Here is a 24,302-nt window from a genome sequence, read left to right as displayed (position 1 = left end):
GAGTTCGAAAAAGGGTTGGCATGATACCCGCTCTCGATGACCGGATAAAGACGCAATTGGATGAATTTTGAACAATTGGAGCCGAAGGCTGCCCACAAGCCTCAAGCGACAAGCTGCAATACACAGCAAATCAGCATTTCACTTCTAACTTGCCTCTTGCAGCTAAAAGCGCCGCGCGCTCATTCCGGGGAATGAAAGCTCAGGCTGTAGTTCACGGCTTTCGGGCCTGGATCGAGAATGTCCAGGGCAATGTGGATAGGTGTCTGTGGCGGCATTTCGGCCTTGGCCAGATCACCGATCAGGTATTCGCCGGGCTTGAAACGGCGACTGGCGATCATTTTGCCGTGCAGGTCGGCGAACCGCAGCTCCAGCAGCGGGAAAGGCTGGGAGAACGGCGCGCGGTTGTAGAGGATTGCGTCTACCACCAGCGCTCCGGCGAACTCGGGATGGCTGCGTACCACCAGATTGCTGCTTTTGATTCGGTCTATATCGACCCTGGACGGCACTGTGCAGCCGAGATGCGGGCACAGTTGCTGGAAGATCGGGCGGTATTGATCCTGTCGGGCCAGTTCATCGAAATGATTGGCAATATATTGTCCGGCCAGTGCCGCGCCGGCCAGCAGTATCAGCAAGACCCAAAGCAGGCGTTTGCCCCATGGTGTACGGCGTTTTTGCCAGTCCAGCTGCAGCGGGTCGTCGACCAGATCCAGCAGTGCGTCTTCACGCACTCTTGGTTCGTTGCGTCTGCGCTTGCTCAGGGGCAACGGCTCAGGGGGCTCGTCGTCGTCATCATCGCTCGCGCTCAGGTGTTCGCCGGTCAGTCCCGGCTCCAGCTCATCGTCCAGCGAAAGCTTGAGCGGCGGCGTTTCATCCGGCTCGTCGAGGTCCAGTGATAATGACGGCTCGGTGCGCCCCGTTGAGGCGGGTTCGCTGAGCTTCTCTGCGGCTTTGCTGGCGAGCGCTGAGGTTTCGGCGCGTTCGGCCGCCGAATCGCTGAACAGGCTGTCTGCCCATTGGCTTTCTTCGGCGTCCGGGCTGTCGCGCCGGGCACTCAGTGAGCTGTCTTTTACCTTGTGGGGCTGGCCAAAGCTTTTGCTGGGCTGGATCTCACGCTCTTCGAGCCGGGCCAGTTCTTCATCCAGATCCAGATGGTCGAGATCGAGTTCGGCTGCTTGCCAGTGTTCCGGGCTGACGGGCTTGGGGCCGGCAGGCGGCTCGATGACCTCGGGTTCTGCAACATCAGGGGTCGTTACTGTCGGCAGTTGTTCATTTTCAGTGCGTTTGTTCAGCAGTTGCTGTGCAGCATTGAACACTTGCAGGCAGGCGCCACAGCGCACAACGCCGCGAGCCGCGCTCAGTTGGGCGTGGTTGACGCGAAAATTGGTCTGGCAGTGTGGACACTGGGTAACGAAGCTATCGCTCATGTGGCCATCCGGATTGGGCAGGCGTGCATTGTAGGGGCTGTACCCGTTTGATTGCGAGCCGCGTCGCGGCCGCAACCAAAGGTCAACAGGCTCTAGCGGCGACGGCCACTGATGCGCACCCAGCCATCGCGATTGGCGATCGGGTCAAGATCAAAGTCTGCGGCGTAGGCTGCGGCGACTTCTTCGCCCTGTTCGGCGAGGATGCCCGACAGCGCCAGGCGACCGCCCGGTTTGACCAGGCTCGACAGTTGCGGGGCCAGGGAGACCAGGGGGCCGGCCAGGATGTTGGCAACCACCACGTCGGCCTGAACCTGTGGCAGGTCTTCGGGCAGGTACAGCGGGAACAGCTCTGCGGCGACATTGTTGCGCCCGGCGTTATCGCGCGAGGCTTCCAGCGCCTGTACGTCGATGTCGGTGCCGATGGCCTGTCTGGCCCCCAGCAACAGGGCGGCGATTGCCAGAATCCCCGAGCCGCAACCGAAGTCCAGCACGCTGCAGTCCTTCAGGTCCTGACCGTCGAGCCATTCCAGGCACAGTGCGGTAGTCGGGTGGGTGCCGGTACCAAAGGCCAGGCCCGGATCCAGCAGCAGGTTCACGGCGTCCGGTTCCGGCGCGGCGTGCCAGCTCGGGACGATCCACAGGCGCTGACCGAAGCGCATCGGATGGAAGTTGTCCATCCAGCTGCGTTCCCAGTCCTGGTCTTCGATGACTTCGGCATGGTGCTCGGGCAGGGGCGAGCCGGTCAGCAGTTCCAGATGGGACAGAACGAGGTCGGCTTCGGTGCCGCCTTCGAACAGTGCCAGCAAATGGGTGTGGGACCACAACGGGGTGGTGTTGAGTTCAGGTTCGAAGATCGGCTGATCTTCGGCATCCATGAACGTTACCGATACGGCGCCGACTTCGAGGAACGCGTCTTCGTAGGTTTCGGCTTGTTCCGGGCTGATGGCGAGGCGTACTTGCAGCCAAGGCATGGCGGGCACCTTTGAAAAATAGGAGTGTGCAACCGGTGGGCTGCGAGAAGCGCGCCAGTTTACGCGAGCGAGGGCGGTGCGGGTAATCAAAAAACGATGAAAAGCCCTCGTCGTACATCGCCACAGGGAGCTGGCTTGCCGGCGATGCTGGCGACGGGACAATCGCTGGCAAGCCAGCTCCCGCAAAGCGTGGGTAGGTTGCAGAAACGACCAGGCCGCCCGAAGGCGGCCTGGTTGATCTGGAATCAAACTTACTGCTTGGCCAGTTTGTGTTCCAGGTAGTGAATGTTGACGCCGCCTTTGCAGAAGCCTTCGTCATTCACCAGGTCGCGGTGCAGCGGGATGTTGGTTTTAATCCCGTCGACCACGATTTCGTCCAGCGCATTGCGCATGCGGGCCATGGCTTCGTCACGAGTCGAGCCCCAGGTGATCAGCTTGCCGATCAGGGAGTCGTAGTTGGACGGAACCTTGTAGCCGCTGTACAGGTGCGAATCGACGCGAACGCCATTGCCGCCCGGTGCGTGGAAATGCTTGACCAGACCAGGGCTCGGCATGAATGTCGCCGGGTCCTCAGCGTTGATCCGGCACTCCAGGGAGTGACCGTGAATTTTCACGTCATCCTGGGTGAAGGACAGCTTGTTGCCTGCCGCGATGCTCAACATCTCTTTCAGGATGTCGATGCCGGTAACCATTTCGGAAACCGGGTGTTCCACTTGCACACGAGTGTTCATCTCGATGAAGTAGAAGCGACCATTCTCGTACAGGAACTCGAAGGTGCCTGCGCCACGGTAGTTGATATCGATGCAGGCCTTGACGCAGCGCGCCAGAACCTCTGCACGAGCAGTTTCATCGATACCCGGTGCCGGTGCTTCTTCCAGAACTTTCTGGTGACGGCGTTGCAGCGAGCAATCGCGGTCGCCCAGATGGATCGCGTGACCCTGGCCATCGGAAAGGACCTGAACTTCCACGTGACGCGGGTTGGTCAGGTATTTTTCGAGGTAGACCATCGGGTTGCTGAACCAGGCGCCTGCTTCTTCGCGGGTCTGCTTGGCTGCTTCGATCAGGTCTTCTTCGCGGTGCACCACACGCATGCCGCGACCACCACCGCCGCCAGCGGCTTTGATGATCACCGGGTAGCCGACTTCGCGGCCGATGCGCAGGGCTGTTGCTTCGTCTTCCGGCAACGGGCCGTCAGAACCCGGAACAGTCGGAACGCCGGCAGCGATCATGGCGTGCTTGGCCGATACCTTGTCGCCCATGAGGCGAATGGTGTCGGCTTTCGGGCCGATAAAGGCGAAGCCGGATTTCTCGACTTGCTCGGCGAAATCGGCGTTTTCAGCCAGAAAGCCGTAGCCCGGGTGGATCGCCGTGGCGCCAGTGACTTCGGCTGCCGCGATGATGGCCGGGATGTGCAGGTAGGACAGGTTGGCGGGTGCCGGACCGATGCAGACGGTTTCGTCTGCCAGGCCCAGGTGCATCAGCTCCTTGTCGGCGGTGGAGTACACCGCAACGGTCTTGATGCCCAGTTCCTTACAGGCCCGCAGGATGCGCAAGGCGATCTCACCGCGGTTGGCGATCAGGACTTTTTCCAGCTTCTGAGGCTTCAACATCGTTGGCTCCCCGTGGTTCAAACGATGGTGAACAGCGGTTGATCGAACTCAACCGGTTGACCGTTTTCTACCAGGATGGATTCGATAACACCGGCTTTTTCGGCCGTGATGTGGTTCATCATTTTCATCGCTTCAACGATGCAAATGGTGTCGCCGACCTTAACGGTCTGGCCGACTTCAACGAAGGCTGGCGAGGTAGGTGCCGGGGTACGGTAGAAAGTACCGACCATTGGCGACTTGACCACAAAACCGTTCAGTTTTGGTGCAGCAGGTGCTTCGGTCACGGTGGCAACCGGAGCAACAGCAACCGGAGCAGCAGCCGGAGCTTGCATTGGCGCTGGTGCGTAGAACTGTTGAGCAGGAGTCTTGCTGTGACGGCTGATGCGTACGGACTCTTCGCCTTCTTTGATTTCCAGCTCGTCGATGCCGGACTCTTCCAGCAGTTCGATCAGTTTCTTAACTTTACGGATATCCATGAATCGTCAACTCCCAATGGGTCGGTCAGGGGCGTTTAGCTTGTAGTTCAAGCTGTTCCAGGGCGGCCTCCAAGGCCAGTCGATAACCGCTGGCGCCAAGGCCGCAGATCACACCTACCGCAACGTCGGAGAAGTAGGAGTGATGGCGGAAAGGTTCGCGTTTGTGCACGTTTGATAAATGCACTTCGATGAATGGGATGCTCACCGCCAGCAGCGCGTCACGTAATGCCACGCTGGTGTGGGTAAAAGCAGCCGGGTTGATCAGGATAAAGTCCACGCCTTCATCGCGGGCAGCGTGGATCCGGTCGATCAACTCATACTCGGCATTACTTTGCAGATAGAGCAAATGGTGACCGGCATCGCGGGCCCGCTGCTCCAGGTCCTGATTGATTTGCGCCAGGGTAGTAGCGCCGTAGACGCCCGGCTCGCGGGTGCCGAGCAAATTCAGGTTGGGGCCGTGCAGAACCAGAAAAGTCGCCATCTGCTGTTCCTTGTTATGTGTGTGCAGTTATCAATGCCGGGCGACTATGCCGAAAAGCGGATTCGCTGTCCAGTTAACTGCAATAGCCAGCACGATGACCGATGTTCGCGAAAAGTTTGTGACCAGCTCTTTAGATCCGGTCATTTGCGTTGTCGACACGTTCGGCGAAGTCTGCTGCATTGATCTCGCCGATGACCCGCAAGTCACTTTTTTCACTGCCGTTTTTGCCAAAGAACATCAGTGCCGGAGGGCCGAACAATTGGTAGCGGTCGAGCAGGGCGCGCTGCCCGGCATTGCTGGCAGTCATGTCAAACCGTACCAGCCGGTAGCCTTTGAGCCGGTCCAGCACCTGCGGGTTGTTCAGGACCTCGTGCTCGATCACCTTGCAGCTGATACACCAGTCGGCGTACCAGTCCAGCAACAGCGGCTGGCCGGCGGCACTGGCTTGTGCCAACACCTTGTCCAGCTCCTCTGCGGTGCTGACGGTTTGCCATTCACTGCTGCTTTGGGCCGGGCCGGCGGTGGATGCCGCAGGCTGCCAGTGTCCAAGCGGCCTGAACGGGTCGCTTTGACCGCTGAGGGCGCCGTACCAGCAGGCCAGGGCGTAAACCAGCAGAAATAGCCCAAGCAACTGCGCCAGACGTTGGCGCGGGGCTTTGTAGCCGAACTCCAGAGTGCCGAGAAACAGACTCACCCCGGCCGCCAGCAGACCAATCAACAGCAGGGTAACGGGGCCCGGCAGCACGCGGCTGAGCAGGGCGATGGCCAAACCGAGCAACAGCACGCCAATGGCGTTTTTGACGCTGACCAGCCATGGCCCGCTTTTTGGTAACCAGGCCGCACCGCCGGTTGCGACCAGCAGCAGGGGCGCGCCCATGCCCAGCCCCAGGGCAAAGAGTTTCAAACCGCCGCCCAGGGCATCACCACTGGCACTGATGTAGAGCAATGCTCCCGCCAGCGGGGCCGAGACGCAGGGCGATACCAGCAGGCTGGACACCACGCCCAGCACGGCAGCGCCCCACAGCGAGCCACCCTGGGTGCGGTTGGCAACGCGATCCAGGCGGTTGCTGATAGCTTGCGGCAACTTCAGTTCGAACACCCCGAACATGGCCAGGGCAAAAATCGCGAAGAACAGGGCAAAGGGCGCCAGTACCCACACCGATTGCAGGCGTGCCTGAAGGTTGAGCTGTGCGCCGAACATCCCCATCAGCGCGCCCAGCAGTGCAAAGCAGGCGGCCATTGGCAGCACGTAGGCCAGTGACAGGCTAAAGCCGCGCAGCCCGCCCACCTGGCCACGCAATACCACGCCCGACAAAATCGGCAGCATCGGCAGCACGCAGGGGGTAAAGGTCAGGCCCAGGCCGGCGAGGAAGAACAGTGCCAGCTCGCGCCAGGTCCAGCTATTGATGGCTGGTGCGGCACTGTCGCCGGTCGCGGTCGACACCGGGGTGCCGCCGATGCTCAGGCGTTCGGTTTCCGGTGGATAACACAAACCCTTGTCGGCGCAGCCCTGGTAAGTGACCACCAGGGTGAACGGACGCTGATCATCGGTCGGGCGCGGGATGTCGACATCAAGAATGCCGTGATAGACCTCGACGTCGCCGAAATACTCATCGTGCTTTTGCTCGCCGGGCGGTAACTGTGGCGTGGCCAGGGCGATATCGGCGGGTTCGGTGCTAAAGGCGAACTTGTGGCGATACAGGTAATAGCCTTCGGTGGGGACAAAACGCAGCTTGATGGTCTCGGGCGTGCTGTCGATCAGGTTGAGCCTGAACGCGTCACGCACCGGTAAAAAGTCGTTGCTGTTATTGATTGCACCCAGGGTAGAGCTGGGCCGGTTATCCAGCAGGCCGGCGGCCATGGCCGGTACGGCGAGCAGCAAACACAGAACAAGGAACAGGCGGCGCATAGGAATCTCGCAAATCAAACGTGGGCGCATGATAGCGGAGTGAATGCTGAGATGCCCTGCAGCAAGCTCGCTTCTACAGGCTAAAGCTGTACACGGCTGAGTTCAATTTGCCGCCCAGCTCCAGCAATTGCTGGCTCTGGTCCCGAGCAACAGCGATGCGTTGCAGGTTGTCGTCGCCCAATTGGTGAATGCGCTCACTGTGGTTGCGAATCTCCCCCACAGCCGTGCCTTGTTGTGCGGTGACGTCGGCGATGCGCCTTGCGGTGCCGGAGATAGTGGTAATCGCATCGACAATCTCATCCAGCGCGCCTTCAGCGTCCTGGGCTTTTTCGGCGGTGGCCCGGGCATGTTCCACTTGTGCGCGCATGCCCTCAACCGATTGCCGGGCGGCCAGTTGCAGCCCGCCAATCAGGGTCTGGATCTCGCTGGTGGCGCCTGCGGTCCGTTGCGCAAGGGAGCGGACTTCTTCGGCAACCACGGCAAAGCCGCGGCCCATTTCTCCAGCACGGGCGGCCTCAATGGCCGCATTGAGTGCCAGCAGGTTGGTCTGGTCGGCGATGGAGCGGATCACGGTCAAGACCCCGCCAATGGTCGCCGACTCTTCTGCCAGGCGTTCGATGCTCTGTGCATTGCCTTGTACTTCCCCGACCAGCGCGCGCAACCCGGTCAGGCTCTGGTCTATTACGCGCTGCCCCTGGGCAACGGCCAGGCCGGCGCTGCGACTGGCATCGGCAGCATGGCTGGCATCCCCTGCGACCTGGGTGATGGTGGCCTCCAGTTCGCCCAGTGCGTCACGGATCTGGGCCGTATCAACAGCCTGGCGTTCGGCGCCGCCGTGCAGGCCGTTGCTGAGTTCGGCCAGGGTCTGGCTGCTGCCGGCGACCTGTTGGGCATTCAGGCGCAGGGTGCCCACCAGATTCACCAGGTACTGGCGCAGGCGATTGAGCGACGCCTCAATGTCATGCAGCTCGCGATTGGTCTTGCCCAGCTGGATGTCGCGGCTGAAGTCGCCGTCGGCCCAGGTCGACAGCGACCCGGTCAAATGGGTCAGGACCTTGGCCAGTCTGCGTTGCAGAGTGTCGATCAGCAGTGCGATCAGCAGAATCAGGCCAATCATCAGACCCTGGATCAGCCTCACCTCGCTCTGGATCTGCCCGTGCTCGGCGCGCACTTGCGGTTCCAGCGCGGCAATTGCCTGTTGCACGGCGTTGAGTTTCAGGTGGGTGCTGTTGCCGAGCAGGGCCCGTTGTTCTATTTGGGTCTGGGTGCGTTTGAGTTCGGCGGGGTAGCGGTTCAGCAGGTTGTTCAGCTCTCGCTTGAGGCCGATCCCCGCATCTTCGGCCTGTGTCGTGCGTTCGGTTTGCAGCCCCATCAGCGCGGCGAAATCGTCGTTGCCGGAAGTATTTTGCGCGCTTACTCCCAGTAAGGGCATAGCGTCGATCTGCTGTGCCTGGGCCCGGATGCTGGCGAGTTCGCGTTCCACCTCGCCTGCCAGCTCGCTGCGGGCGCTGCTCACCAGTTTGTCCCGGCTCAGGGACAGTCTGGCCAGATGCAGGGCGCCAGTCAGCAACGGCGCAGAATAAAGGCGGGCTTCGGGGGGGCTGGCCTGCAGGGCATACTGGCTGAGCTGTTCCAGGTTGCCGGCCAGCTCGCGCTCAGCCTGTAGCAGCAGGGCTTGTGGGTCTGCGGCCAGTTTGCCGGCAGCCAGCAATTGGTTGTTGCTGAAGTGGCTCAGCTCTTCAAGGCTGGGGCGCCAGGCCTGGGCCAGAGCAGGGGGCAGTGAGTCGAGCGCTGTCTGGAGCCTGTCCAGCGCGCTGTTGGCCTCGCTCAGGCGCACGGCATCACCACTGGCCAGGTAGTCTTCAATGTTGCGCGAAACTTGATTCTGAAACAGCTGCGACAGGCTCAGGTAGCGCTCCATCAACAGGAACGGACGCTCCAGCGCCCGCTGCGACCACCATAAGGTGGCGCCCAGCGCCAGGCATACGGCGACCAGTAACAGGGTGTTCAAGTTGGTTAGCAGCTTCAGGCGCATGCGGGGTTTTGCCTACTACGCAGTAATAAGCGCCTGAAGTTATGGCGTTTGTATGACATCGATGTGACGGGGCGGGGCTATTCCGCATAAATAGTGGCTATTTGCCTTGATTGCTGGATTCACGGCCCGAGGCGGTCTCCCGGTTTCCAATCAGGCTGTCCCGCTTGAAATTGACAGCCGCGCAGCCATATTTACCATGGCTCGTCCGTGCTTGTTCTATAGTGCCGGGCGGAGCGGCCCGCCTGCGAGCTGCACGGCCCGCACGTGATTAAAAAGCCTGTAGCCAATGAAACGCCAACAGACCCTAGGCACTATGAGGTAGGGTTGTGGTCGAACGATTGAACCTGGAATTTGAAAGGATATAGCCATGCTGGACTGGAAAAAACGTGAGGGCAGCAGTGCCCGTGAGTCGGTCAGGGAGACCCGTGCCCCGTCGCGTGGCTATTTCACAAGCATTCTGTTTAGCCGCTCAATCGCCGTGCTGGTGGGGATCTTCGTCGTGGTGTGCCTGGGTCTGGGCTGGTACTGGAGCCAGGAACCGGACTTGTTCCCGGTGCAGCAAAACGCCCAGCTCGCTGCCGAGAGGGATGGCAAGCAAATGGTTCCGGGTTTCACCACTGTTGAAACCCTTAAAACCGTGGCCGGCACCCTGCTCAATAAACCGGGCGGCTATCTGTCCAATGACCGTTTTCCGCCGGGCGTGTTTCTGGACAATATCCCGAGCTGGGAATATGGCGTGCTGGTACAGGTGCGTGACCTGACCCGCGGCTTGCGTAAAGACTTTGCCCGTTCGCAATCGCAGTCGGCCGAAGACGCCGATCTGGCCAAGGCCGAACCGCGTTTCAACTTCGACAACAAGAGCTGGATGCTGCCGTCCAGCGAGTCGGAGTACCAGGAAGGGATCAATTCCCTGAGCCGCTACCAGGCGCGCTTGTCTGATCCCAACCAGAAGAACGCCCTGTTCTATGCGCGCGCCGATAACCTGAACAACTGGCTGGGCGATGTGGGTACTCGTCTGGGATCGTTGTCGCAGCGTTTGTCGGCCAGCGTCGGCCGGGTCAAGCTCAATGGCGCACTGAAGACCGAAAGCCTGAAACCCGGCCAGGTACCCGTGGTTGATGAAGAAATAGAAGAAACCCCATGGATGCAAATCGACAACGTGTTCTACGAGGCGCGTGGCCAGGCATGGGCCCTGTCGCACCTGCTGCGGGCCATTGAAGTCGACTTCGCTGACGTGCTGGCGAAAAAGAATGCCACGGTCAGTGTGCGTCAGATCATTCGTGAACTGGAGGCGGCCCAGGAGCCGGTCTGGAGCCCGATGATCCTCAATGGCAGCGGCTACGGCGTTCTGGCCAACCACTCGCTGGTCATGGCCAACTATATTTCCCGCGCCAACGCGGCGGTCATGGACCTTCGACAATTGCTGTCCCAGGGCTGAGTGATGCCGATTTCTGCGCTGGAGGCCGCACACCGTGCGGCCTCTGATCTCGAAATGGTGGCCTGGGTTGATCCTCAAGACCGGCTGCTGGGCGGCTTGCCCCGACAACAATTGCGTGAGCAGGGCTTGATCGGGCGCGGCACTTTCATTTTGCTGTTCAACTCTGCCGGTGAATTGTGCGTGCATCAGCGCACCCTGAGCAAAGCGCTGTATCCCGGGTTCTGGGATGTGGCGGCGGGTGGCATGGTGGGGGTTGATGAGAGCTACGCCGAGTCGGCAGCCCGTGAACTTGCAGAAGAGCTGGGGGTGAGCGGCGTATCGCTGACGGCCCATGAACGCTTTTACTTCGAAGGCGAACAAAATCACCTGTGGTGCGCCGTTTTTTCCGCCGTGTGGGATGGCCCGTTGCAGGTGCAGCCTGAAGAGGTGCAGCAGGCCTGCTTCATGTCGGTGGCCGAGGCATTGCGCCTGAGTCAGCAACAGCTTTTTTGCCCGGATTCGCTGGCAGCCCTCAAGCGCTATCTGGCGCAGATCAAGCCGTAGGGGCGAGCGGTTGAGGTTAAAAGCTTGCGAGCAAGCTCGCTCCTGCAAAGTTACGGTTGACTGGTTTATAAATTGCCGCCGATTGGCTATTGGGCAGCAGCGCATTTGTCGTTACACTGCGCGACCTTTTTCAGACTCAAGCGGTTTTCCCGCCTGAGTTGCGCTGCCCCTGCCAGAGTGGGGCTTCGCGGTCGGTACTCCTTGGCGCAACAGTGTCAGGCACCGGCCAATTTTTTGTCCTCCATATGAGGATTGCCGGTGGCCAAAAAAGCCGCATCCTTCGCCGCCCTTGGTGGCCTGGTATTTTCCACCGACGCAGGTCGTCACTGTCCGGACTGTCGTCAGCCGGTGGACGCCTGTACCTGCAAACAAACCCGTATCCCCGATGGCGATGGCATTGCTCGCGTACGTCGCGAAAGCAAGGGCCGTGGCGGCAAGACAGTCACCACTGTGACCGGAGTGCCGCTGGCGGAAGACGCGCTCAAGGATTTGGCGACGACGTTGAAAAAACGCTGTGGCACCGGTGGTGCGTTGAAAGACGGCATCATCGAGATCCAGGGCGATCACGTCGAATTGCTGTTGGCCGAACTGCTCAAGCACGGGTTCAAAGCCAAGAAGTCCGGCGGCTAGCAGCTTCTGTGAAGACCACCGCCAAGTGCTTTTTGTCGCTCGCCATGGTTTTCACAGAGCCTGTTCTGACCGGTTTCTAAACTCCGCGCTGTTGTCAGGGTCTACCCCTGCGCAGACTAATCTTCATATTTACTCTTTAGACTGCGCCAGCCTGCCTTCAGGTTGGGCTATTTGACTTCTTTATAGGGGACTTCGATGTCCGTACGACGCACACGCAAAGACGATGGCAGCCAATGGACAGTTGCGGACAGCCGCAGTGTTTACGGGATTCGCCATTGGGGGGCCGGGTATTTCGCGATCAATGAAGCCGGTCGCGTAGAAGTACGTCCGAACGGCCCGAACAGCTCGCCCATCGATCTGTACGAGCAAGTCGACGAACTGCGCAAAAGTGGCTTGTCCTTGCCATTGCTGGTGCGTTTTCCCGATATTTTGCAAGACCGTGTACGTCAGCTGACCGGCGCTTTCGATGCCAACATCGAGCGTCTGGAATACCAGAGCAAGTACACCGCGCTGTACCCGATCAAGGTTAACCAGCAAGAAGCCGTGATCGAAAACATCATCGCCACCAAAGACGTGTCGATCGGCCTTGAAGCAGGTTCCAAGCCTGAGCTGCTGGCCGTGCTGGCGCTGGCCCCCAAGGGTGGCACCATCGTTTGCAACGGTTACAAGGACCGCGAGTTCATTCGTCTGGCGCTTATGGGGCAGAAGCTCGGTCACAACGTGTTTATCGTGATCGAGAAAGAATCCGAAGTAGACCTGGTGATCGAAGAAGCGGCCTCGCTCAAGGTCAAGCCACAGGTTGGCCTGCGCGTGCGCCTGTCGTCCCTGGCATCGAGCAAGTGGGCTGACACCGGCGGTGAGAAATCCAAGTTCGGTTTGTCTGCCGCGCAGTTGCTGTCGGTGGTTGAGCGCTTCCGGGTGGCCGGTCTGGATCAGGGCATCCGTCTGTTGCACTTCCATATGGGCTCGCAGATCGCCAACCTGGCGGACTACCAGCATGGTTTCAAGGAAGCGATCCGCTACTACGGCGAGCTGCGCAACCTCGGCCTGCCGGTTGACCACATCGACGTGGGCGGCGGTCTGGGGGTGGATTACGACGGCACGCACTCGCGCAACGCCAGCTCGATCAACTACGACATGGACGACTATGCCGGCGTTGTCGTAGGCATGCTCAAAGAGTTCTGCGATGCGCAAAACCTGCCGCACCCGAACATTTTCTCGGAAAGCGGCCGTTCCCTGACCGCGCACCACGCCATGCTGGTGGTGCAGGTGACCGACGTCGAGAAGCACAACGACGACGTACCGGTAATCGAGAACAAGGACATCCTGCCCGAGACCGTGCAATGGCTGGTGGACCTGCTGGGCCCGACCGATATTGAAATGGTCACCGAAACCTACTGGCGCGCCACGCACTACATGAGCGACATCGCTGCCCAGTACGCCGACGGCAAAATCACCCTGGCTGAAAAAGCCCTGGCCGAGCAGTGCTACTTCGCCGTGTGCCGTCGTTTGCACAACTCGTTGAAAGCGCGTCAGCGTTCCCATCGCCAGGTGCTCGACGAACTCAACGACAAGCTGGCCGACAAGTACATCTGCAACTTCTCGGTTTTCCAGAGCCTGCCGGACACCTGGGCGATTGGCCAGGTACTGCCGATTCTGCCGTTGCACCGTCTTGATGAAGAGCCGCTGCGCCGCGCCGTACTGCAAGACCTGACCTGCGACTCCGACGGCAAGATCAAGCAGTACGTGGACGAGCAGAGCATCGAAACCAGCCTGCCGGTTCACGGGCTGAATGAAGGCGAGGATTACTTGCTGGGTATCTTCCTGGTGGGCGCTTACCAGGAAATCCTGGGTGACATGCACAACCTGTTCGGTGATACCGACTCGGTGAACATCTACCAGAACGACGACGGCAGCGTGTACCACGCCGGGATCGAGACCCACGACACTATCGAGGACATGCTGCGCTACGTGCACTTGTCGCCGGAAGAGTTGATGAACCACTACCGCGACAAAGTGGCCAGCGCCAACATCAGTGCCAAAGAGCGTACCCAGTACCTCGATGCACTGCGTCTTGGCCTGACCCGTTCGTCGTACCTGTCGAGCCACTGATAGCCCGACCAGGTCTCTGGTGACTGAACTACGCTGATCTGTGCCATGTGTGCAGGTTAGCGTTTTTTTTGCCTGGAGGTCGTACCCCATGTCGATCAGCTTCAAGGGGGCAGCGGGACTGGCTTGCGCCGGGCTGATGGGCTGGGTGCTCAGCGCCTGCTCGCCGGTACGCATCATCAACGGCCTGACCCCGACCTCCAGCTTCGACATGACCCGTGATATTGCCTACGGCGCAGACCCGCGGCAGGCCCTCGATATCTATCGCCCCAGGCAGCCTGCCCCTGGAGCCCCCGTGGTGATTTTTTTCTATGGCGGCAGCTGGAACAGCGGCTCGCGCAGCGATTACCTGTTTGTCGGTGAAGCATTGGCTTCGCGGGGGATAACCACGGTTATCGCCGATTACCGACTTTATCCACAGGTGCGTTATCCGCAGTTTCTGCAAGATAGCGCCCAGGCCACAGGCTGGACTTATCAACACATCGCACAATATGGCGGCAACCCGCAGCGTCTGTTTTTGATGGGCCACAGCGCCGGGGCGTACAACGCAGCAATGCTTGCCCTTGATCCGCAATGGTTACGGGCTGTAGGCATGAGTCCTGCCAGTTTGCGCGGTTGGATTGGCCTGGCCGGGCCCTATGACTTTTTGCCGATCAAGGACGAAGCGGTGCGGCCAGTATTTTTCTACCCGGACTCCCCACCCGAGTCGCAGCCTGTGCGGCACGTGAGCCGCCAGGCGCCGCCGACCTTGTTGATGGCCGCCAGGACGGACACGCTGGTCAACCCGACGCGCAATACCGGGGGGCTGGCGACTGCGTTGCGGGGCGCCGGGGTGCCGGTCCAGGAACTCTATTTCACGCGCACCAGCCACGTAACCCTGGTGGCGGCGCTTTCACGTCCGTTACGTTGGTTGGCCCCGGTGCTGGATAACATTGGCGAGTTCGTCAGTGATCACTGATCCGGATCACGCTCTTGGAGTAAACCACTCATCCTTGCGCTGCATCTTCCACGCATACACCCCCAGGGTCAGGCTGCGCAGCACCATAAACAGCAGAAAACTTATCCACAGGCCATGGTTGCCATAACCGTGCAGCGCCCAGGCTGCGGGGAAGGCGATAACGACGCTGATCAGCATCGCATTGCGCATTTCCCGGGCGCGGGTGGCACCGATAAACAGCCCGTCGAGCAAGTAGCTCCACACCGCAATCAGCGGCAACAACGCCAGATACGGCAAGTACTGGAAGGCGGTTTCCCGCACGCTGGCAATGTCGGTTTGCATCTCGACAAACAGATGCCCGCCAAACAGGAACAGCAGCGCAAACGCGGTACTGGCCATCAATGACCAGCCGCATGCAACCACCATCGAACGGCGCAGCGCGAGGCGATCACGGGCGCCGATGGCATGCCCGCACAGTGCCTCCACGGCATGGGCCAGGCCATCCAGCGCATGGGCGGCCAGCAGCAAGCCATTGAGCAACAGCGCATTGGCCGCCACGGTGGCATCCCCCAGCCGGGCGCCCTGCAAGGTGATGGAAAAAAACACCAGTTGCAGCATCAGGCTGCGAATGAAAATGTCGCGGTTGACCCCCAGCAGCGGCTTCCAGTTGTGCCATACCCGCAAGGCGGCCCACATGACCGTGCCCGGGAATTTGCCCAGGGCGCCGCGGGTCAGCCACAGGCCGAGTAGCGCGCCGCTCCACTCGGCAATCACCGAGGCCCGGGCCGACCCGACTACGCCCCAGTCCAGACCGAGGACAAACCACAGGTTAAGGGCTATGTTGACCAGGTTGGTGGTCAGCAGAATGGCCAGCGGCGCCCGTGCGTTTTGCGTGCCCAGAAACCAGCCCACCAGCGCATAGCTTGCCAAAGCTGCGGGCAGGCCAAACAGGCGGGTATGGAAGAAATCCAGGGTCAGGGCATGCAACTCGGCGGACGGTTGCATCACGCTCAAGGCCAGGCCGCTGAAGGGGACAGCTATCGCCCCCAGCAGCATCGACAACAGCACACTGAGCAGCAAGCCTTGCACCAGGATTTGCCGCAGCGCGGTGCCATCGTCACGCCCGGCGGCCTGCGCGGCGAAGCCGGTGGTGCCCATGCGCAAAAAGCCCATCATCCAGGCCAGAAAGATATACAGGCTGGCGCCTACGGCCACGGCACCCAGTTGATGGGCGTGGGGCAAATGGCCGATTACAGTGCTGTCGACCAGCGCCACCAGCGGCACCGAGATGTTCGACAAAATCATCGGTGCTGCTAGCGCCCACACCCGGCGATGGGTAGGACGGTCACGCCAGTCAGCTAATAGGGAAGACATGCAGGCTCCTTGGGGGAGTGCATTGTAGCGGGGCCGCAGAATTTGTGTGGTAGCCGGGTTTCAGTTCAGGGCAGTTCCACCGTGGGAGCCGGCTTGCCGGCGATGGCATCAACACCCGGCAAACCGGGGCGCCTGCATCGCTGGCGAGCCAGCTCCCAGCGTTTTTGTGTTGCTCATGGGGCAGCGCAACCAATCGCCCGTTTACCGGTCAATCTGACCGGTGCGTAAGTTGTTCATGGCGCGCTGATATATAGTCATTCCCTTCAATGCCTAGTCAACGAGTACACCATGCTTAACAAAGGACTGTTCCTGGCTTGTGCGCTGGCACTGCTGAGCGCCTGTGATTCATCGTCAACCGACAAGCCCGGGGCGCCACCGGCTGTCAGCGTCCAGGCGGCCAAACCGGACGTCAAGGTACTGGCCGAGCGCTATGCCGGACGCGAGTTGAGTGTGGTGGATGTTTCCGAAGTACAACTGGACGGCGCCAGCACCTTGTCCGTGAGTTTTTCGGTGCCTCTGGACCCGGAGCAGAACTTCGCCGAAAAATTGCATCTGGTTGACGCTAAATCCGGCAAGGTCGATGGCGCCTGGGAGCTGTCGGACAACCTGATGGAACTGCGTTTGCGGCACCTGGAGCCGCAGCGCAAGTTGATCCTTACCGTCGATCCCGGCCTGCGCGGTGTCAACGACACCAGGCTCGCCGCCGAGTACGTCAGCCGCCTGGAAACCCGTGACTTGCAGCCCACTGTCGGCTTCGCCAGCCGTGGCAACCTGTTACCCACCCGCCTGGCTGAAGGCTTGCCGGTGATCGCGTTGAACGTCGACAAGGTGGATGTCGAATTCTTCCGGGTCAAACCCGAATCGTTACCGAACTTTCTTAGCCGCTGGGGCGGCAACAGCAGCCTGCAAAGCTACGACGCCAAGGATCTGCTGAGCATGGCCGATCTGGTTTACAGCGCTCGCTTTGACCTGAACCCGGCACGCAATACCCGTGAGACGTTGATCCTGCCGATTTCCGGGGTCAAGCCTTTGCAGCAGCCGGGGGTTTACCTGGCGGTGATGAAGGCGTCCGGCAGTTACAACTATTCGACACCTGCAACGTTGTTCACCCTCAGCGATATCGGCCTTTCCGTACATCGTTATCAGAAGCGTCTGGATGTGTTCACCCAGGCGCTGGAAGGTGGCAGTGCACTGGCCAATGTGGAGCTGGAGTTGCTCGACCGCAAGGGCAAGATGCTGGCCCAGGGCAAGACAGATAAACAAGGGCACGCGGAACTGGCGTTGCCGTCCGACGCTGAAGTGCTGGTGGCGCGTCAGGGCGACCAGACCAGTTTGCTGCGTTTGAACAGCGCGGCGCTGGATCTGGCCGAATTCGACATTGGCGGTCCGCAGGCTCACCCGCTGCAATTTTTTGTGTTTGGCCCGCGTGATCTGTATCGCCCCGGCGAAACCGTGCTGCTCAATGCCTTGTTGCGCGACCGCGACGGCAGACCGGTCAAGCCGCAGCCGGTGAGTGTTGAGGTGCGTCGTCCGGGTAATGAGGTCAGCCGCAAGTTTGTCTGGTCGCCCGATGCTTCCGGTTTATATCAGTACCCGTTGCAACTGGCCGAGGAGGCGCCGACCGGGCGCTGGCTACTGATCTTTGATCTGGGGGACGGCCAGCCGCTGTGGTATGACTTTCAGGTTGAAGACTTCCTGCCCGAGCGCCTGGCGCTGGAACTCAAGGGCAGTGACGCACCGCTGCGCCCTGATCAGACCGCAGAAATTCAAGTCAGCGGTCGTTATTTGTACGGCGCCCCGGCGTCAGGTAATCGCCTTAGCGGCCAGGTTTATGTGCGTCCATTGCGTGATGCGGTCAGTGCCTTGCCGGGTTATCAGTTCGGCTCAGTGACAGAGCCGGAACTGACCCAGGATCTGGAGCTGGACGAAAGCGTGCTGAACGCTGAAGGCCAGGAAACCATCAGCCTGGAAAGCCAGTGGAGCGATGCCAAATCGCCGCTGCAATTGATAGTGCAAGCCAGTTTGCAGGAGTCGGGCGGGCGCCCGATTACCCGGCGTCTGGTGCAACCCGTGTGGCCCGCCGAGCGCTTGCCGGGGGTGCGCGGTCTGTTTGCCGGCACTGAAACCGATGGCGATGGCCCGGCGGAGTTCGAGTTACTGGTGGCTGACAGCGAAGGGCACAAACTGGCCGCTGAAAACCTCAAGGTAAGGCTGGTGCGTGAGCGCCGCGATTACTACTGGAACTACTCGGACAACGACGGCTGGAGCTATCACTACAACGAGAAATTTCTCAATCTCAACGAGGAAACCGTCAGCGTTAAAGCCGGAGAAACGGCTAAGGTCAGTTTCCCGGTGGAGTGGGGCCCATACCGGGTTGAAGTTGAAGACCCGCAAACCGGGCTGATCAGCAGCTTGCGTTTCTGGGCCGGCTATCGCGCCCAGGACAATGCCGAAGGCGGCGCCGTGCGCCCCGATCAGGTCAAGCTGGCGCTGGACAAGGCCGCCTATGCCGATGGTGACACCGCGAGGGTAACGGTTACGCCGCCCGCAGCCGGTAAGGGTTACCTACTGCTTGAAGGCAGTGATGGCCCGCTGTGGTGGGAAGAAATCGAGGTGCCGGCCGAAGGCAAAACCTTCGATATCAAACTCGATCCGAAGTGGGCCCGTCACGATCTGTACGTGAGCGCGCTGGTTATCCGCCCGGGCGAGCGCAAGACCAATATCACTCCCAAGCGGGCCGTGGGCGTGCTGCATCTGCCGCTCGACCGCACGGCGCGCAAGTTGGCGCTGACCCTTGATGCGCCCGAAAAAATGCGTCCCAAGCAGCCGTTGAGCGTGAAATTTACCGCCAGAAACGCCGATGGCAGCATTCCCGAACAGGCCCATGTACTGCTGGCAGCGGTGGACGTGGGGGTGCTGAATATCACCGGCTACCCGACCCCTGATCCCTACACCAGCCTGTTCGGGCGCAAGGCCTACGGCGCGGATCAGCTGGATATTTACGGGCAGTTGATCGAAGCCGGGCAGGGCCGTCTGGCCAGCCTGGCGTTCGGCGGTGATGCGGCGCTGGCCAAAGGCGGCAAGCGGCCAGCCACCAGCGTGAACATCGTGGCGCTGCAAAGCGTACCTGTGACCCTGAATGAGCAGGGTGAAGGTGAAGTCAGCGTCAATATTCCCGACTTTAACGGCGAGCTGCGCCTGATGGCGCAAGTCTGGAGCGATGACAGCTACGGCATGGCCGAAGGTAAAACCGTGGTCGCCGCACCCCTGGTGGCAGAGCTGGCGGCGCCACGCTTTCTGGCCCCGGGGGATGAGACCCGGTTAGCGCTGGACCTGTCCAACCTCACCGACAAGCCGCAGATACTTGAGGTCAAACTCGAGACCCGGGGCCAATTGAGCCTGTCGGGCACTGCCGCGCAACCTGTCACCTTGAGCCCCGGCCAGCGCAGCACCTTGCAGATCCCGGTCAAGGCCCTGGGCGGTTTCGGCACCGGAGCGGTCAAGGTCACGGTCAATGGCCTCGAACTGCCAGGGGAAACACTGGCGCCGTTCACCCGCGAATGGACCCTGGGTATTCGCCCGGCGTACCCGGCGATGCTCAAGCATTACCGCGCGGTACTCAAGGATCAGCCCTGGAGCCTGCCGGAAGATGCGCTGCAAGCCTTTGAACCGGCGGGGCGTGAAGCCTTGCTGAGTTTGTCGAGCCGGCCGCCGCTGAACCTGGGTGAGCAAATCCGCGCACTCAAGGCGTACCCGTATGGCTGCTCGGAGCAAACCACCAGCGGCCTGTACCCGGCGCTGTATGCGGATGCGGCGTTGCTCAAGCGGCTGGGCCTTGAAGGCGAACCGGATGCCGATCGCAAGCGCAAGATCGAACTCGGTATCGAGCGCCTGCTGGGGATGCAGCGTTTTAACGGCAGCTTTGGTTTGTGGGGGGCTGACGGTGAAGAAGAGTACTGGCTGAGCGCTTACGTCACCGACTTCCTGCTGCGTGCCCGGGACCAAGGCTACGCGGTGCCGGCTGAAGCCTTGAAAAAAGCCAGCGAGCGCCTGCTGCGTTACGTGCAGGAGCGCAACCTGATCGAGGCGGATTACAGCGACAACCTCGATCACACCCGCTTTGCGGTGCAAGCCTATGCCGCGCTGGTACTGGCCCGCAGCCAACAGGCGCCATTGGGGGCGTTACGCGGCATCTTTGAGCGGCGCAGCGATGCCCGATCCGGGTTGCCGCTGGTGCAACTGTCCATTGCCCTGCAGAAGATGGGCGATCAGCCGCGGGCCGATCAGGCGTTGGTGGCCGGTCTGGCGGCCACCCGTAAGGGCGATCAGTGGCTGGGGGATTATGGCAGTCCGCTGCGTGATCAGGCGCTGATACTGGCGCTGCTGGAAGAGAACAATCTGCTCGGCGGCCAGCGTGAACAGCGCTTGTTTGATTTGTCAGATCAACTGGCGGCCAGCCAATGGTTGTCGACTCAGGAGAGTAATTCCCTGTTCCTGGCGGGACGTAATTTGCTGGGCAAACCTGAAGCCAGCTGGACGGCCACGCTGGCCAGCGGTAGCCAGACTCGAGAGCTGAACAACAGCCAGCCGGGGCTCAAGCTGGACGGGGCGTTGCTGGACACGCCGCTGACCCTGCGCAATGAAGGTAGCGAAGCGGTTTATCAACAGCTGACGATTTCCGGTTATCCACAGCAGGCGCCGCTGGCGGGTGGCGAGAACATGAGCATTCGTCGCGACTACCTGGGCATGAATGGCGAGCCGTTGAATATCGACAGCCTGGCAAGTGGCGATCTGGTGCTGGTGCATCTGGCGGTGACGGCCAGGCAGCAGGTACCTGACGCGCTGGTGGTGGATTTGCTGCCTGCGGGTCTGGAGCTGGAAAACCAGAACCTTGGGCAAAGTGCCGCGAGTCTTGAAAATGCCAGTACCCAGGTCAAGCAATGGCGCGAGTCGATGCAGAACGCCAATGTGCAACATCAGGAGTATCGGGATGATCGCTACGTGGCTGCGCTGAAGCTGGAAGGTTCCGGCACCACGCACCTGTTGTACCTGGCCCGCGCCGTGACCCCGGGGACCTACCGGGTACCGCCGCCGCAAGTGGAGTCGATGTATCGCCCCAACTGGCAAGCCGTGGGCGAGACCCCGGGGGAGATGGTGATCAAGGGCCGCTGACCCTGACCTGACCTGACCTGACCTGTAGGAGCAGCCGGTCGACGCTCGATTGCCTCGCGAGCTTTTCAAGATCAAAAGATCGCGAGGCCATCGAGCGTCGACCGGCTGCTCCTGCAAGGGTTGGGTACTTAGCTGATAATCCAGCTCAGCACCCACAACCCCAGCAGTAACCAGATCACCCCGGCAATGATCGAGGCACGCATGAACGCGCGTACGGCGCTGTACAAAAACAGCAGGCCGATCACCAGCACGGCAATGCTCACGATCGATGTGTCCATGCCCAGCGCGCGGGCCATGCCGTCGATGAAGTTACTGCCAGCCTGGGTGATGGCAGTGAACAGGCCGTTCAGGCTCTCTACGATAAAACGGACAAAAGTACCTAGCCACAGGCCCAGGTTTCCAACAAAGCTTTCGACGTGCATGGGTATGTCCCGATCAATAAGATGGCAACTGTGCCAGAGATACCCATTGGGCAACCAGTCATGATGCAAAGTTGCGTAGCGAGTGAATGTTAGTGGGTTCTAGAACTGGAAAAATACTGGGCTGGAGCATCGCCAGTGTGGTGCTGGTGTGCGCGTTGCTGTGGCTGGCAGACCGGATCTGGCCGTTGCCCTTGCCTGAAGATGGCCTGGCCCGTGTGGTGCTGGCCGAAGACGGCACGCCCCTGTGGCGTTTTGCCGACGCCGATGGGGTGTGGCGTTACCCGGTGCAGACGGGGGAGGTGTCGGCGTATTACCTCGAGGCGTTGCTGACCTACGAAGACCGCTGGTTTTATCAGCATCCAGGGGTCAATCCGCTGGCCCTGGGCCGCGCCGTCTGGCAGAACCTCAGCGGTGGCCGGGTGTTGTCGGGCGGCAGCACGCTGTCGATGCAAGTGGCACGCCTGCTCGATCCCCATGAGCGCACCTTGCTTGGCAAGTCTCGGCAGTTGTGGCGCACGGCACAGCTGGAATGGCATCTGTCCAAGGATCAGATCCTCAATCTGTACCTCAACCGCGCGCCCTTCGGCGGCACGCTGCAAGGGGTGGCCGCGGCCAGTTGGGCTTACCTTGGCAAATCGCCGCAGCAGCTCACGCGCTCCGAGGCGGCGCTGCTGGCGGTGCTGCCCCAGGCGCCCAGCCGGCTGCGCCCCGACCGTCACCCGGGGCGGGCGCAAGTGGCGCGGGACAAGGTACTGCGGCGTCTGGCCGAGTATCAGGTGTGGCCACAGTCGGCGGTCAACGAGGCGCTTGAAGAACCTCTGTTGTTGGCCCCGCGGCTGGAACCGAGTCTGGCCCCGCTGCTGGCGCGACGGCTAAACCGGCCCCATAGCCCGCCGCTGATTCGTACCACCATTGACGCCAGTTTGCAGCGTCGCCTTGAAGACTTGCTCCTGGGCTGGCGCGCCCGTTTGCCCGAGCACACCTCGGCCGCCATTGTGGTTGTCGAAACCGGCAACATGGCCGTGCGGGCCTATCTGGGCTCGGTCGATATCAACGATGCGCGACGCTTTGGCCATGTCGACATGATCAGCGCCATGCGCTCGCCAGGCTCCACGCTCAAGCCGTTCCTGTACGGCATGGCGATGGACGCCGGGCTGATTCACTCCGAGTCTCTGTTGCAGGATGTACCCCGGCGTTATGGCGATTACCGGCCGGGCAACTTTTCCATGGGGTTCAGTGGCCCGGTATCGGCCAGCTCGGCGTTAGCCCTGTCGCTGAACCTGCCGGCGGTGCAGTTACTTGAGGCCTATGGGCCCAAACGCTTTGCCGCAGACATGCGCAACGGCGGCGTGCCGCTGAGCCTGCCGGCGTTGGCCGAGCCCAGTCTGGCGCTGATTCTGGGCGGCGCCGGGAGCCGCCTGGAGGACCTGGTGAGCGGCTATAGCGCACTGGCCCGTGGCGGCAAAAGCGCCCGACTGCGGTTGCAGCCCCAGGATGAACTGCGCGAGCGGCGCATGCTGTCCCCCGGTTCGGCGTGGATCATCCGGCGCATTCTCAGCGGGCAAGCGCGACCGGATCGCGACCCCCATGCCGAACTGGTACAGCGTCCGTCGCTGGCCTGGAAGACAGGCACCAGCTATGGCTTTCGTGATGCGCTGGCCATTGGGGTCGGGCCGCGTTACTTGATCGGGGTATGGGTCGGGCGCCCGGATGGCACGCCGGTGCCCGGACAGTTTGGCCTGGCGTCGGCGGCGCCGTTGATGTTGCAAGTCCACGATGTGCTGAGCAATCGCGACAGCCAGCGCGGCATTGTTACCCCCGTGGAGCCGGTGCCGGATACAGTCGCAGTGGCCGCTATTTGCTGGCCGCTGGGCCAGCCATTGAGCAAAAGGGACCCCGATTGCCGGCGTCAGCGCTTTGCCTGGACCCTGGATCACACCACGCCGCCGACGTTGCTTGCCGCCGATCAGCCGTTGGGCGTGGGGTTGCGGGAGAAAATCTGGGTCGATGCCCGGGGCTTGCGGGTCGGCCCGCAATGCAGCACCGCGCAGATGCGTGAAGTGGCGCTCTGGCCAGCACCGCTTGAGCCTTGGTTGCCCCGCATTGAGCGGCGTGAAGCACGGCTGCCGATGGCCTCGACGCAATGCCCGCCGCCGCCCTTGAGCTCGGTAACAGAGCTGTCGATTGCAGGGGTTCGCGATGGCGACCGGCTGCGACGTCCAGCAGCAAGTCAGGCTGCGCTGCGGCTCAGCGTTTCTGCCCTGGGTGGCGACGGTCGGCGCTGGTGGTTCCTCAATGGCGCACCCTTGGGGGACAGCGAGCATCAGGCTGCGCTCAACACCACACTTGAACACGTGGGCCGTTATGAGCTGAGCGTGCTTGACCAAAGCGGACAAACCGCGCGCGTTGAGTTCAGCGTGGTGCAGTGATGCGAGCAACAAGGGCTGCGGCTATGGGGGAAATACGAGGGGCGGCGGGGCTGTTTATGCAAAACGCCCGAGGTTACAAGATTCGGGAGAATGCCTGGAAGAAGCTAAAGTATATTAAATAGTGTAATAACTTTAGTGAGAAGCCCTGTTCGCGGGGCTTTTTATTTTATATATCTTGTTTGTTTTCATGCCTGTTTTTAGTTTTGTGGAGGTTGTTATATAAGGCGTTAATACCAAGTGACAGATTGTTCATGAAATCCTGTGGGGTTGTGATGTCTGGACCAATGAAATGTATCTCTGACATCAGAGCAGAGCGCTTTCGAATCCAGGCGTTCCAGGTGC

The 24,302-nt window shown here is 60.9% G+C and carries 16 protein-coding genes; 7 read left to right on the top strand and 9 right to left on the bottom strand.

The features are described 5' to 3' along the window. Nucleotides 1–179: 179 nt before the first annotated feature. The 7 genes from FEZ21_RS01040 to FEZ21_RS01010 form a co-directional block, all read right to left on the bottom strand. Complete coding sequence (locus tag FEZ21_RS01040; protein ID WP_003439214.1) at nt 180–1,424, bottom strand: DUF3426 domain-containing protein; 1,245 nt, start codon at nt 1,422–1,424, stop codon at nt 180–182. 92 nt (nt 1,425–1,516) lie between these two features. Next, the gene (gene prmA / locus FEZ21_RS01035) at nt 1,517–2,395 is read right to left on the bottom strand and encodes a 50S ribosomal protein L11 methyltransferase (RefSeq protein ID WP_003439217.1); all 879 of its coding nucleotides are present in this window, start codon (nt 2,393–2,395) and stop codon (nt 1,517–1,519) included. Nucleotides 2,396–2,646: 251 nt separating this feature from the next. After that, nucleotides 2,647–4,005 (bottom strand): acetyl-CoA carboxylase biotin carboxylase subunit, encoded by a 1,359-nt coding sequence (accC, locus tag FEZ21_RS01030; RefSeq protein WP_003439219.1) that lies wholly within the window; start codon nt 4,003–4,005, stop codon nt 2,647–2,649. 17 nt (nt 4,006–4,022) lie between these two features. After that, entirely contained in the window at nt 4,023–4,481 is a 459-nt protein-coding gene (accB, locus tag FEZ21_RS01025) for an acetyl-CoA carboxylase biotin carboxyl carrier protein (protein WP_003439221.1), read from the bottom strand. Nucleotides 4,482–4,506: 25 nt separating this feature from the next. After that, on the bottom strand, nt 4,507–4,962 hold the full coding sequence (aroQ, locus tag FEZ21_RS01020) for a type II 3-dehydroquinate dehydratase (RefSeq protein WP_003439222.1): 456 nt from the start codon (nt 4,960–4,962) through the stop codon (nt 4,507–4,509). Between the two features lie 130 nt (nt 4,963–5,092). Next, nucleotides 5,093–6,871: a protein-disulfide reductase DsbD gene (locus tag FEZ21_RS01015; protein ID WP_160626269.1), complete on the bottom strand. Its 1,779-nt coding sequence runs from the start codon at nt 6,869–6,871 to the stop codon at nt 5,093–5,095. A 73-nt stretch (nt 6,872–6,944) separates the two neighbouring features. Beyond that, entirely contained in the window at nt 6,945–8,906 is a 1,962-nt protein-coding gene (locus FEZ21_RS01010) for a methyl-accepting chemotaxis protein (RefSeq protein WP_160626268.1), read from the bottom strand. A 367-nt stretch (nt 8,907–9,273) separates the two neighbouring features. On the opposite strand from FEZ21_RS01010, the gene FEZ21_RS01005 reads away from it, so the two are divergent. The 5 genes from FEZ21_RS01005 to FEZ21_RS00985 all read left to right on the top strand — a co-directional run bounded on the left by FEZ21_RS01005 (nt 9,274) and on the right by FEZ21_RS00985 (nt 14,584). Beyond that, the gene (locus FEZ21_RS01005; protein ID WP_003439227.1) at nt 9,274–10,344 is read left to right on the top strand and encodes a DUF2333 family protein; all 1,071 of its coding nucleotides are present in this window, start codon (nt 9,274–9,276) and stop codon (nt 10,342–10,344) included. Between the two features lie 3 nt (nt 10,345–10,347). Continuing rightward, entirely contained in the window at nt 10,348–10,887 is a 540-nt protein-coding gene (locus tag FEZ21_RS01000) for an NUDIX hydrolase (protein ID WP_160626267.1), read from the top strand. A 258-nt stretch (nt 10,888–11,145) separates the two neighbouring features. Next, complete coding sequence (locus tag FEZ21_RS00995) at nt 11,146–11,517, top strand: translation initiation factor Sui1 (protein ID WP_003439233.1); 372 nt, start codon at nt 11,146–11,148, stop codon at nt 11,515–11,517. A 195-nt stretch (nt 11,518–11,712) separates the two neighbouring features. Continuing rightward, entirely contained in the window at nt 11,713–13,629 is a 1,917-nt protein-coding gene (speA, locus tag FEZ21_RS00990) for an arginine decarboxylase (RefSeq protein ID WP_003439236.1), read from the top strand. Nucleotides 13,630–13,717: 88 nt separating this feature from the next. After that, the gene (locus tag FEZ21_RS00985; protein WP_127195752.1) at nt 13,718–14,584 is read left to right on the top strand and encodes an alpha/beta hydrolase; all 867 of its coding nucleotides are present in this window, start codon (nt 13,718–13,720) and stop codon (nt 14,582–14,584) included. A 6-nt stretch (nt 14,585–14,590) separates the two neighbouring features. Here the strand turns inward: FEZ21_RS00985 and FEZ21_RS00980 are convergent, their stop codons facing one another. Next, nucleotides 14,591–15,937: an MATE family efflux transporter gene (locus FEZ21_RS00980; protein ID WP_010656227.1), complete on the bottom strand. Its 1,347-nt coding sequence runs from the start codon at nt 15,935–15,937 to the stop codon at nt 14,591–14,593. A gap of 288 nt (nt 15,938–16,225) precedes the next feature. Between FEZ21_RS00980 and FEZ21_RS00975 the strand changes: the two genes are divergently transcribed. Then, on the top strand, nt 16,226–21,109 hold the full coding sequence (locus FEZ21_RS00975; RefSeq protein WP_160626266.1) for an alpha-2-macroglobulin: 4,884 nt from the start codon (nt 16,226–16,228) through the stop codon (nt 21,107–21,109). Nucleotides 21,110–21,237: 128 nt separating this feature from the next. On the opposite strand, the gene FEZ21_RS00970 is transcribed toward FEZ21_RS00975, so the two are convergent. Continuing rightward, nucleotides 21,238–21,531, bottom strand: coding sequence for a hypothetical protein (locus FEZ21_RS00970; RefSeq protein ID WP_003439243.1), 294 nt, complete (start codon nt 21,529–21,531; stop codon nt 21,238–21,240). Between the two features lie 113 nt (nt 21,532–21,644). Between FEZ21_RS00970 and pbpC the strand changes: the two genes are divergently transcribed. Beyond that, complete coding sequence (gene pbpC, locus FEZ21_RS00965; RefSeq protein WP_373683711.1) at nt 21,645–23,960, top strand: peptidoglycan glycosyltransferase PbpC; 2,316 nt, start codon at nt 21,645–21,647, stop codon at nt 23,958–23,960. Nucleotides 23,961–24,302: the final 342 nt, after the last annotated feature.

It is taken from the genome of Pseudomonas sp. 9.1(2019) (assembly GCF_009910445.1).
In the GTDB taxonomy this organism is placed as follows: Bacteria; Pseudomonadota; Gammaproteobacteria; order Pseudomonadales; family Pseudomonadaceae; genus Aquipseudomonas; species Aquipseudomonas paraversuta.
The sequence above is the reverse complement of the archived record's forward strand: the minus strand, read 5'-3'. Positions and strand labels throughout refer to the sequence as shown.

Excerpts from the sequence above, each read along its gene's own strand:
- FEZ21_RS01040 (WP_003439214.1), bottom strand. The coding sequence starts at position 1,424 with ATGAGCGATAGCTTCGTTACCCAGTGTCCACACTGCCAGACCAATTTT.
- prmA (WP_003439217.1), bottom strand. The coding sequence starts at position 2,395 with ATGCCTTGGCTGCAAGTACGCCTCGCCATCAGCCCGGAACAAGCCGAA.
- accC (WP_003439219.1), bottom strand. The coding sequence starts at position 4,005 with ATGTTGAAGCCTCAGAAGCTGGAAAAAGTCCTGATCGCCAACCGCGGT.
- accB (WP_003439221.1), bottom strand. The coding sequence starts at position 4,481 with ATGGATATCCGTAAAGTTAAGAAACTGATCGAACTGCTGGAAGAGTCC.
- aroQ (WP_003439222.1), bottom strand. The coding sequence starts at position 4,962 with ATGGCGACTTTTCTGGTTCTGCACGGCCCCAACCTGAATTTGCTCGGC.
- FEZ21_RS01015 (WP_160626269.1), bottom strand. The coding sequence starts at position 6,871 with ATGCGCCGCCTGTTCCTTGTTCTGTGTTTGCTGCTCGCCGTACCGGCC.
- FEZ21_RS01010 (WP_160626268.1), bottom strand. The coding sequence starts at position 8,906 with ATGCGCCTGAAGCTGCTAACCAACTTGAACACCCTGTTACTGGTCGCC.
- FEZ21_RS01005 (WP_003439227.1), top strand. The coding sequence starts at position 9,274 with ATGCTGGACTGGAAAAAACGTGAGGGCAGCAGTGCCCGTGAGTCGGTC.
- FEZ21_RS01000 (WP_160626267.1), top strand. The coding sequence starts at position 10,348 with ATGCCGATTTCTGCGCTGGAGGCCGCACACCGTGCGGCCTCTGATCTC.
- speA (WP_003439236.1), top strand. The coding sequence starts at position 11,713 with ATGTCCGTACGACGCACACGCAAAGACGATGGCAGCCAATGGACAGTT.
- FEZ21_RS00985 (WP_127195752.1), top strand. The coding sequence starts at position 13,718 with ATGTCGATCAGCTTCAAGGGGGCAGCGGGACTGGCTTGCGCCGGGCTG.
- FEZ21_RS00980 (WP_010656227.1), bottom strand. The coding sequence starts at position 15,937 with ATGTCTTCCCTATTAGCTGACTGGCGTGACCGTCCTACCCATCGCCGG.
- FEZ21_RS00975 (WP_160626266.1), top strand. The coding sequence starts at position 16,226 with ATGCTTAACAAAGGACTGTTCCTGGCTTGTGCGCTGGCACTGCTGAGC.
- FEZ21_RS00970 (WP_003439243.1), bottom strand. The coding sequence starts at position 21,531 with ATGCACGTCGAAAGCTTTGTTGGAAACCTGGGCCTGTGGCTAGGTACT.